This window comes from uncultured Methylobacterium sp. (genome assembly GCF_964251405.1).
Taxonomy (GTDB): Bacteria; Pseudomonadota; Alphaproteobacteria; order Rhizobiales; family Beijerinckiaceae; genus Methylobacterium.
Map to the genome: position 1 here is coordinate 1 of NZ_CAXUJR010000102.1, position 9,823 is coordinate 9,823.

Annotated in this window: 8 protein-coding genes; 6 read left to right on the forward strand and 2 right to left on the reverse strand. The window is 67.8% G+C overall.

Annotated elements, in window-relative coordinates; translation table 11 throughout:
• Positions 1-389 precede the first annotated feature (389 nt).
• The gene (locus ACFE7U_RS15360) at positions 390-2,063 is read right to left on the reverse strand and encodes a methyl-accepting chemotaxis protein (RefSeq protein WP_375410589.1); all 1,674 of its coding nucleotides are present in this window, start codon (positions 2,061-2,063) and stop codon (positions 390-392) included.
• A 294-nt stretch (positions 2,064-2,357) separates the two neighbouring features.
• Entirely contained in the window at positions 2,358-2,744 is a 387-nt protein-coding gene (locus ACFE7U_RS15365; RefSeq protein WP_375410590.1) for a transposase, read from the reverse strand.
• Positions 2,745-3,011: 267 nt separating this feature from the next.
• Between ACFE7U_RS15365 and ACFE7U_RS15370 the strand changes: the two genes are divergently transcribed.
• Genes ACFE7U_RS15370 through ACFE7U_RS15395 form a run of 6 tightly spaced genes read left to right on the forward strand, consistent with a single transcriptional unit; the run spans position 3,012 to position 9,422 of the window.
• A complete protein-coding gene (locus ACFE7U_RS15370) occupies positions 3,012-4,238 on the forward strand; it encodes an urea ABC transporter substrate-binding protein (protein ID WP_375410591.1) in 1,227 nt (408 codons plus the stop codon).
• The gene (gene urtB, locus ACFE7U_RS15375; RefSeq protein WP_375410592.1) at positions 4,231-5,874 is read left to right on the forward strand and encodes an urea ABC transporter permease subunit UrtB; all 1,644 of its coding nucleotides are present in this window, start codon (positions 4,231-4,233) and stop codon (positions 5,872-5,874) included. Before ACFE7U_RS15370 ends, urtB begins: the two co-directional genes overlap by 8 nt.
• Positions 5,871-6,983 carry an urea ABC transporter permease subunit UrtC gene (gene urtC / locus ACFE7U_RS15380; protein ID WP_375410593.1) on the forward strand — a complete coding sequence of 371 codons (1,113 nt, stop codon included), beginning with the start codon at positions 5,871-5,873 and terminating at the stop codon, positions 6,981-6,983. Before urtB ends, urtC begins: the two co-directional genes overlap by 4 nt.
• Entirely contained in the window at positions 6,980-7,690 is a 711-nt protein-coding gene (locus ACFE7U_RS15385) for an ATP-binding cassette domain-containing protein (protein ID WP_375410594.1), read from the forward strand. The genes urtC and ACFE7U_RS15385 overlap by 4 nt, the downstream gene beginning before the upstream one ends.
• On the forward strand, positions 7,687-8,409 hold the full coding sequence (gene urtE, locus ACFE7U_RS15390) for an urea ABC transporter ATP-binding subunit UrtE (RefSeq protein WP_375410595.1): 723 nt from the start codon (positions 7,687-7,689) through the stop codon (positions 8,407-8,409). The genes ACFE7U_RS15385 and urtE overlap by 4 nt, the downstream gene beginning before the upstream one ends.
• A gap of 38 nt (positions 8,410-8,447) precedes the next feature.
• Positions 8,448-9,422: an acetamidase/formamidase family protein gene (locus ACFE7U_RS15395; RefSeq protein ID WP_375410596.1), complete on the forward strand. Its 975-nt coding sequence runs from the start codon at positions 8,448-8,450 to the stop codon at positions 9,420-9,422.
• Positions 9,423-9,823: the final 401 nt, after the last annotated feature.

Consider the following 9,823-nt stretch of genomic DNA (forward strand, 5'->3'; position numbering starts at 1 on the left):
AACGTCCACTTCTAAATCCGAGGTCGGTTGCGGCCCTTTTGCGCCGCTAAAACGCAACAGCACTCCATTGAGTGACCTTGGAGGAGCTAACTTATTGTAGGTGTTGAGGGCACTTAGAGCTCGGGAGAGCCGGGTCCTCCGCCTTCGGAGGGCAACGCTCTATCCAGCTGAGCTACGGGTGCAGACCGCGCGAAGGGATAGCGCAGGATCCCGGCGCTGGCAACGGCGACGGCCCGGACTCGGCTCGATCGGGTGGCTGGGCGGCTCTCCGCAGACAAAGATCACACGTTCGAATCGTATCGGGTGCGTAGAGTGGAGAGGGCAAGGAAGGGCCGCTCGTGCGCCGGCATTGTGCCTGCCTCGAGCGGCTCCGTAAGGCGATGGGCGGTTCAAGCAGCCTTGACGCTGGACAGGAATGCGCTGACCTCTTGCGTCAGATCCGCGGAGTGCTGCGCGAGCGCCTGCGCGGCGGTCAGAACCTGAGCGGCGGCCCGACCCGTCGTCTGCGCACCATCGCGGACGTCGCGGATGTTCAGGGTGACCTCCTCCGTGCCGCGGGCAGCCTCCTGCACGTTGCGAGCGATCTCCTTCGTTGCGGCTCCCTGCTCCTCCATGGACGCCGAAATCGAGACCGAGACCGTCGCCATGGTGGAGATGGTGCGGCCGATCTCTTGGATCGCTACGACAGCCTCCTGGGTGGCCGACTGGATCGCCGAAATCTGGCTTGAGATCTCCTCCGTGGCTCTCGTGGTCTGACCCGCGAGTTCCTTCACCTCAGCAGCCACCACAGCAAATCCTCGACCTGCTTCACCGGCCCGCGCCGCCTCGATCGTTGCATTGAGCGCGAGCAGGTTGGTTTGACTCGCGATGGCGTTGATCATCGAGACCACGGTGCCGATCCGGTCAGCCGCTGAGACGAGTTGCTGGACCATTCCATCCGCGCGATGGGCTTCTTCTTCGGACCGATGCGCCAAGCTCGCGGACTGCGTGACCTGCTGGGTGATCTCAAGGATCGAGGCAGACATCTCCTCACTGGCAGCCGCGACGGTCTGCACGTTGGCAGAGGTCTGCTCGGCTGCGCTCGCCACCATCATGGAGCGTTCGTTGGCCTGCCCAGCCGTCCGCGTCATTGCGTGCGCGGTCGCTTCCATCTCGGCGGCTGCGTCTGCGAGCCCTCGCGTCAGCACCGAGACATTTCCTTCGAAGGTCCGCATGATGCTGTCCAGCATCTGTGCACGACGCAGCTTTTCCTGCGCTTCGCCGGCCGCGGTCATGTCCGCTACGCCCTTGGCAATGATGGCTTCCTTGAAGACCTGAACAGCACGGGCCATGAGGCCGATTTCGTCGGAACGCTTGAGCGCCGGAACGTCCACCTCGACCGTCCCGGCTGCTAGCTGCTCCATGGTCGCGGTGAGTGCCCGCACCGGCTTCACGATGCTGCGGGCGAGCGGCCAAGCGCAGGCGACGAGCAGCCCGAGCAGCCCGAAGGCGTAGGAAGCATCGCGCCGGACGAGCTCCCAGAATCGCGCATCGATGTCGTCGATATAAACGCCCGTGCCGACGACCCACTGCCAGGGTGCGAAGCTCGCAGCGTAGGCGAGTTTCGGAGACGGGACCTCCTGTCCGGCGCGCGGAAACATGAAGTCGACGTAACCTCCGCCGGCTTTGGCGGCTTCGATGAGCGCCGCGTTGAATCGAACGCCGTTCGAATCCTTGGCATTGAGCAAGTTCTTCCCTTCATTCTCCGGCTTGAGACCGTGTGCTTGGTTCACGCCTTCGAAGTCGTAGACGAAGAAGTAGTCGCCCTTGCCGTAGCGCAGAGTGCGGAGCGCGGCCTTGGACTGGCTCTGCGCTTCTGCCGTCGATATGCGACCGGCCTCCACTCCGGCGGCAAGCCCCTTGATGATCGATATCGCCGTCTCGACCTGGCCTGCGATAGCAACCTGACGCTCGCGCAGGATGGCATCGCGCGTGGTCGAAAGCTGAATCGTAGCAAGCACCGCGATGATGGCCACGGAGCAGAGGACGAGAAGGCTAATGCGGTGAGCGATACGAAGTGGCATGCTGGCCGGGACTCATCGGTGATCGGCCGTTCGGCGGGTTGCTCTCGCGGCGACGTGAAGAAACCTGAGCCGGAATCGTTAAACTTTTGATCAAAGCATGAGCATTCGAGCGATCGACGCTGCGCGCGACGGGATGCTCGAGACGGCTCCGAACGCAACGGTTACATGTTCGACTCGCGTCGCGTCCCGCGACGAAGGACAGCGCTGCACCAGGAGGGGCCGCTCGTGCACCGGCACCGTGCCGCGGCGAGCGACGTGGCTCGGTCGCGGACCGATGCAAGCGTCGTTTGATCGTCAGTTCGCGGTTCTCACGAAGGCGTAGCGGCCCACTGACGCCTGGCTGCCGCGGAAGCGGGCCGGGGCGATCGCTGGCTGAGGCGGCACGGCGGGCTTGGGCTGGCACTCGATGCGCAACGCAGCGGGGCTCAAGGCAGCGGGAGCGAAGGCCAGCAAGGCTTGCTGGAGGGCCATCACCTCGGCGCGCAGCCGCGCATTCTCTCCCTCGACCGCACTGAGCCGTGCGACTCCGGCCGGTGGCAATCCGCCGAAGCGCCGGCGCCAACGATAGAACGTACCGACCGAGACGTGCGCGGCAGCGCAGATGGCCGTGATGGCCGTTCCGGTCTCAGCCTCTCGCAAGAGGAAAGCGATCTCCTGATCCGTATGCTGGGATCGACGCATGCGCAGACATCCCTGTGTTCGGTACTTGCCTGTGTTCGGTACTTGGACCGGCGTCGCAGCAAGAAACGAACCGCCTGCCGACCGGCGCGAGAAGAACGGGCTTCGGCGGTTTGTGCAAATTTTGACGTTTTGCATGCCGAAGCGCAAGCCGCGTAAGCGAAAAGCGACTGTTTTGCGCAAGGCGCGGCCGCGCTGCAGCCAATTTAGCCTTCCTCTGCGCGCCTTCGACTCCGACAATCCGGGCTGTCACGACACGAGGCGAGACCGATGGTCGAATTCACGAGACGCAGCTTCATGGGAACCGCGGCGGCTCTGTCGGCGCCGGCCATCATCCGACCGGCCTGGGCCGCCGATACGGTCAAGCTCGGCTGCCTGTTCTCCTCCTCGGGCACGATGGCCAACATCGAGGGCCGCCTGAATCACGTGGTGCGCATGGCCGCCGACGGGATTAACGCGAACGGGGGCGTCAACGGCCGCCGCATCGAGGTGGTGACCTCGGATCCAGCCTCCGATTGGCCCCTCTACGCTCAGATCGGCCGGCAGATGCTGCAACAGGAGAAGGTCGCGGCGCTGTTCGGCTGCTGGACCTCCGTGTCGCGCAAATCCGTGCTGCCCGTGGTCGAGCAGAATGACGGGCTGCTGTTCTATCCGCTGCATTTCGAGGGCGACGAGAACTCGAAGAATATCGTCTACGTGAACTCGCCGCCGGCGAGCTCGGTGCTGCCGGCGGTCGATTACCTGATGGGCGCCGAGGGTGTCGGCGCCAAGCGGTTCTTCATGATCGGCTCGGACTACGTCTGGCCCCGCACCATCAACAAGCAGCTCAAGGCTTACTGGAAATCCAAGGGGGTGGCGGAGACGGCCTTGCGCGAGGAATACGTGCCGCTCGGCTTCTCCAACTTCCAGACCCTGGTGAACCAGATCCGCAGCTTCGCCGCCGAGCCCGGCGGGCAGCCGATCGTCGTGCTCACGGTGGTCGGCTCCTCGATTCCCGACTTCCTGCGCGAGTTCGCCAACCAGGGCATCCGGGCCACCGACGTGCCGATCCTCGGCCTCGACATGGTCGAGGCGGATCTCGAAGGTCTCGACACGGCACCCCTTGTCGGACACCTGAATTGCTGGGCCTACCTCCAAGCAGCCAAGGCCGAGGCGAACACCAAGTTCCTGTCCGAATGGGCGGCCTACGTGAAGGCCAAGAACGTGCCCTTCAGCGCCGACACGGTCATCGACCCCATGGTCTCGGCCTATGACAGCGTCCAACTCTGGGCGCTGGCGGCCGCCAAGGCCGGGAGCTTCGACGTGCCGGAGGTCCGCAAGGCCTTCCCGGGCCTCAGCTTCGCCGATCCCTCGGGCTACACGCTGACGATGACGGGCGAGAACAACTACGTCGCCCGCGGAGTCTTCATCGGCTCGGTCAACGAGAAGCAGGGCTTCGACATCCTTTGGCAATCGTCCGACGCCCCCAAGCCCGTGCCGTTCAGCCCGTATGGCTGAGGGGTGGGGACGGGCCGGGATCCGGCTGGGCATCGTCCTCGTCGGTGCCGCATGCCTGGTGGCGCGACCGGCTTCGGCGGCCGCACCGCCACTCGACCGGGTCGCCTTTGCCGCCGCCCTGTGCGGGGATGGCGCGGCGCAGTCGAAGGGTGCGGAGGCGTTCATCCGCCAGGGCGGCGAGATGGACACGGCGGATCTCGCTTGGGGCGGCACGATCCTGCGTGCCCTCGTCGACCGTCGCCTCGCCTGCCTCGGCGAAACCGCCGTGCTGCTGGAGCGAGCCGGGGCTGGCGACGGCATCGAGGCCGCGACCGCCGTGACGCGTTCGGCCACGGGTGGGCGCTCCCCGGTCTTGGGACTGCGCCAGCGCGCCCTCATCGAGACCGCGTCCGGCATCGCGACGCTCCTCACCGGACCGAGTTTGGAGGCGCGCAGGAGCGCCCTGGCGACCCTGGAACGCCGGATCGCCTCCGTGCCGGAGCCCGTGCTGGCGCGCGCGGCATCCGCCGAGAGAGATGCCGCCCTGAAGGCCAGCATCGCGGCCGTCGCCCAGTCCGCCGCCGTGTCGTCGCCCGATCCCGCGCGTCGTCTCGCGGCGATCCAATCCATCTCGGAAACGCCCTCGAGCGCGGCGTTCTCGCGCCTGTCCGCACTCAAGGCCGATCCAGCCTACGGTGCCGATCCGGCCTTCCGCACCACGCTCGATGCCGCTCTCAGCCGCGTCGAGCGTGCCGTCTCGCTCGGGAACGGCCTGGCTGTGCTCTATAACGGTCTGAGCTTTGCCAGCATCCTGTTCATGGCGGCGGCCGGGCTCGCGATCATCTTCGGCCTGATGGGGGTCATCAACCTCGCCCAGGGCGAGTTCATCATGATCGGCGCCTACGCGGCCTACGGCGTGCAGGAGGCCTTCCGGAATTTCGCACCGGGCTGGCTCGACGCCTACCTGCTGGCCGCGATCCCCGTCGCGTTCCTGGCCTCCGCGCTCGTGGGCATCGTCATCGAGGCGCTGATCCTGCGTCACCTCTATAGGCGCCCGCTGATGAGCCTCCTCGCCACCTGGGCCGTGAGCCTGTTCCTGATCAACGCGGTTCGCGTCGCGATCGGCTCGCAGAACCTGCAATTCGCGATGCCGTCCTACGTCAGCGGCGGCATGCCGCTCTATGCCGATTTCGTGGTGACCTGGAACCGCCTCTTCGCGATCGCCTTCGCGGCCGTCACCCTGGTGGTCACCTTGCTGATCCTGAAGCGGACGCCGCTCGGCCTCGACATCCGCGCGGTGACCCAGAACCGTGACATGGCGGCCTGCCTCGGCATCCGCACCCGGCGGGTCGACCGGCTCGCCTTCGGCTTCGGCTCGGGCCTCGCGGGCCTCGCGGGCGTGGCCCTTTGCCCGATCTACAGCGTGAATCCGGGAATGGGGGCCAACTTCATCATCGACAGCTTCATGGTGGTGGTACTCGGCGGCGTCGGCACCGTGGTGGGAACCCTGGTGGCGGCCCTCGGCATCGGCGGCGCCAATGTCCTCATCGAGCCGCTCTACGGCGCGGTCGCCGCCAAGGTGATCGTGCTCGTGGGCATCATCCTGTTCCTGCAGCGCCGGCCCGAAGGGCTGTTCGCCGTCAGGCGCCGGAGATGAGCGGCGCCGCTGGCCTCGTGAGTCCCGCACCGGCCCGGCGGATCAGCCCGACCCTCGGGGGCGATCCGCTCCTGGCCGGCCTCGTCGCGCTCGTGCTCGCTGCCGCTCTCGGCATCGTGCTGCTCCAGCCCGCCCCCTACCTCGTCAACATGGTGGGGCAGCTCGCGGCCTTCGCGATACTCGCCGTCTCCCTCGACCTCGTCTGGGGCTATCTCGGCATCCTCAGCCTCGGCCACGGACTGTTCTTCGCCATCGGCGGCTATGTCTGCGCCATGCATCTGGTGGCCCATGCCTACGCGGTCACCGGCGTGGTGCCGGACCTCATGCAGTTCATGGGCTGGAAGAGCCTGCCCGCCTATTGGGCCGGCATGACCAGCGCGCCCTACGCATTCGGCTTGGCCCTGCTCCTGGCTGCGGTCGTCGCCTTCGTGTTCGGCTTCGCCTCGTTCCGCTCGCGGGTCAACGGTGTCTACTTCTCGATCATCAGCCAAGCCCTGGTCTACGTCGCGATGCTGTTGATGTTCCGCAACGATACCGGCCTCGGCGGCAACAACGGCATGACCGGCTTCGCGCTCCTGTTCGGCTGGCCGATGGGCGCACCCGGCGTCGTCACCGGCCTCGCCGTCGCGACCCTGCTCGCACTGGCCGGAGTGCTCATCGGCGCTCGGGCATTGGTGGTGAGCCCGATCGGACGTCGGATGCTGGCCTGCCGGGACGACGAGGCGCGCCTGCGCACCCTCGGCTACAGCACCACGCGCCTGAAGCTCGGGATCTGGTGCCTCTCGGCGGTGATCGCGGCTTTGGCCGGCATCCTCTACGTGCCCCAGGTCGGCATCATCAATCCGCGCGTGCTCAGCCCCGATCTTTCCATCGAGATCGCCGTCTGGGTCGCCATCGGCGGCATGGGCCGGCTCGGCGGCGCGGTGATCGGGGCCGTGGCGGTCAACGCCCTGAAGTTCTGGCTCAGCGCGGCGATGCCGGAGGCCTGGCCCTTCATCCTCTCCGGGCTCGTGCTGGTGGTGGTGCTCGGACTGCCCAACGGCCTCCTCGACCTCGCGGCGTTCCGCCTCAAGCCGACATGGCTTCGTCGGGGAGGGCCGCATCCTTGAGCGCCCTCGTCATCGACAGCCTCACCGTCGTCTTCGGTGCCTTCCAGGCGCTCGACTCCCTGTCGCTCGCCGTCGATTCCGGCGAGGTCCGCGCGGTGATCGGCCCGAACGGCGCCGGCAAGACGACCCTCCTCGACGCGATCACGGGGATCACCCGACCGAAATCCGGCCGGATCCTGCTCGGCGACACGCAGGATCTCACAACGCTGTCGGAGGCCAGGATCGCCCGGGCCGGGGTGCGCCGCAAGTTCCAGAAGCCGAGCGTCTTTCCCGCCCTGACGGTGCGCGAGAACCTGAGCCTCGGCTGCGGCCCCGAATGCCCGGCGCGGGAGCGGGCCGCCCGCGTGGCGGCGACGCTAACGGAGACCGGCCTGGAAGCGCGGGCCGACGCCCTTGCCGGCTCTCTCGCGCATGGCGAGAAGCAGTGGCTCGAGATCGGCATGGTGCTGGCCTCGGAGCCCCGCGTCATCCTCCTCGACGAACCCGTGGCCGGCCTGTCCGATGCCGAGACCGAGCGCACGATCGAACTGATCGGGGCGCTGCGCCGTCCCGACCGGGCGATCCTGGTGATCGAGCACGACATGGCCTTCGTCGAGGCGGTGGCCGACCGGGTGACGGTGCTGCACGAGGGCCGGACCCTGTTCGAGGGCGGCATGGCGGGCGCCCGGGCCGATGCGCGCGTCATCGAGGTGTTCCTCGGCCGATGACCATCGCGCGCACGCCCGCCCGTCCGGCCGGTCTCGCTGTGTCGGGGCTCGACCAGCATTACGGCAGCGCCCAGGTGCTGCGGAACGTCGGCTTCAGCGTGGCACCGGGCACCTGCCTCGCGGTGCTCGGCCGCAACGGGGCCGGCAAGACCACGCTGCTGCGCTGCCTGACCGGGCTGATCCCGGCGACCCGGGGAATCATTCAACTCGACGGCGATACGATCACCCGGTTGCCCTCGGACCGGCGCGCCCGCTCGGGCCTCGCCATCGTGCCGCAGGGCCGCGAAATCTTCGCCGACCTCAGCGTTGCCGAGAACCTGCGGGTCGCCGCCCGGGCCCATGGGCTGGAACGCGATGGGTCCATCGACGAGGCCGTGGCCCTGTTCCCGGCCCTTCGCGATCTCTGGCATCGCCCGGGCGGCAATCTCTCCGGCGGCCAGCAGCAGCAGCTCGCCATCGCGCGGGCCCTGGCGACGCGGCCCCGGATCCTGCTCCTCGACGAACCGACGGAGGGCATCCAGCCCTCGATCGTCTCGGCCATCGAAGGGGTCATCGAGGGCCTCAAGGGCCGCATCACCGTGCTCCTCGTCGAGCAATACCTCGATTTCGCGATCCGGCTCGCCGACGCCTTCGTCGTCCTCTCGCGCGGCAGCGTGGTCGAGACCGGATCTCGCGAGAGCCTCAGCCACGACGCCGTCTCGCGGCATATCGCCGTCTGACCCGATCACCCGTCCGACCCGACTACCAAGGAGTCCGCATGTCGACGCATCACGAGATCCCCGCCACCCCCAACAGCATGGTGCTGGGCTATTTCGACGCCGCGCAGCCCCCTGTGCTGGAGATTGCGTCCGGCGATACCGTGACGCTGCATTCGTTTCCGGCCGGAGGGCGCGAGTCCCTGCACCCCGATCCCGCCCGCGTGCCCGAGGATTACCGCCTCGCACTCGATACGCTGGTGCAAGGGCCCGGTCCGCACTTCGTGACCGGGCCGGTCCACGTGCGCGGGGCGGAGCCCGGCGACGTGCTTCAGGTCGACATCCTCGACCTGAAGTTCCGCATGAATTGGGGTTTCGTCGCGATCCTGCCCCTGCTCGGCACTCTGCCGGACGAGTTCACCGACTACGAGACCGTTCATCCCGACATCGACGCGGCGCGCGGCGTCGCGATCCTGCCCTGGGGCACGGAACTGCCGCTCGATCCGTTCTTCGGCATCATGGGAACGGCCCCGCCCGCCGCCTGGGGCCGGGTCGGGACGCCGGTCCCGCGCGGGTTCGGCGGCAACATGGACAACAAGGAACTCAAGGTTGGCGCCACCCTCTACCTGCCCGTCTACAATGAGGGCGCCGGGTTCTATGCCGGGGATGGTCACGGCGTGCAGGGTGACGGCGAGGTCTGCATCACCGCCCTGGAGACCGGCCTGACGGGCACGTTCCGCCTCACCGTGCGCAAGGACCTCGGCTATGCCTGGCCCTTCGCCGAGACGCCCACGGACCTGATGTCGATCGGGCTGCATGAGAGCCTCGACGAGGCCATGCGTCAGGCCGTGCGCGAGATGATCCGCCACGTCTGCGCGCGCACCACCCTCACCCGCAACCAAGCCTACATGCTGTGCTCTCTGGCCGGGAACCTGCGCATCACCCAGACGGTGGATGGCAACAAGGGCGTGCACATGATGATGCCCAAGAGCGCGTTGCCGCGGGAGAGCGCGCAGTCCCCGGCGCCCGGGCGCTGAGCGGTCGGGACGCGATCCAGAGCGAGCCGACGGTCCACAGGAGCCCGTTGCGCAACGGGCCAGCCACCCCGTCCACGCCTGACGGCCCGGCCCGGCGGATCCCTTCCGGCAAGGATCACCTCCGGCAAGGATCACCCGTCCGAACCGTCGATGGGTTGCAGGCTGTCGGAGGGCCAGGGAAGGGTCGCTCGTGCGCCGCCATCGTGGCGCGCGCCGACCACCTTCCAGGAACGCCCCGGGCTGGCTGGGATCTCGGCATCGATCGGCACGCCGGCCTTGTCCGCTGCGGTCCCCCAAGGGGGCCCGCGCATCGGCGCTCGCCGGGGCGATCATGTCGTCGGATAACCGGTCACCGAGCATGATCGACGCCTCGCGCGACCTGCCTTGCCGGTGTCGCTCCG

What these genes read in the sequence shown, in the direction of transcription:
- ACFE7U_RS15370 (WP_375410591.1), top strand. Translation starts at nt 3,012, where the DNA reads ATGGTCGAATTCACGAGACGCAGCTTCATGGGAACCGCGGCGGCTCTG.
- ACFE7U_RS15395 (WP_375410596.1), top strand. Translation starts at nt 8,448, where the DNA reads ATGTCGACGCATCACGAGATCCCCGCCACCCCCAACAGCATGGTGCTG.
- urtB (WP_375410592.1), top strand. Translation starts at nt 4,231, where the DNA reads ATGGCTGAGGGGTGGGGACGGGCCGGGATCCGGCTGGGCATCGTCCTC.
- ACFE7U_RS15365 (WP_375410590.1), bottom strand. Translation starts at nt 2,744, where the DNA reads ATGCGTCGATCCCAGCATACGGATCAGGAGATCGCTTTCCTCTTGCGA.
- urtC (WP_375410593.1), top strand. Translation starts at nt 5,871, where the DNA reads ATGAGCGGCGCCGCTGGCCTCGTGAGTCCCGCACCGGCCCGGCGGATC.
- urtE (WP_375410595.1), top strand. Translation starts at nt 7,687, where the DNA reads ATGACCATCGCGCGCACGCCCGCCCGTCCGGCCGGTCTCGCTGTGTCG.
- ACFE7U_RS15360 (WP_375410589.1), bottom strand. Translation starts at nt 2,063, where the DNA reads ATGCCACTTCGTATCGCTCACCGCATTAGCCTTCTCGTCCTCTGCTCC.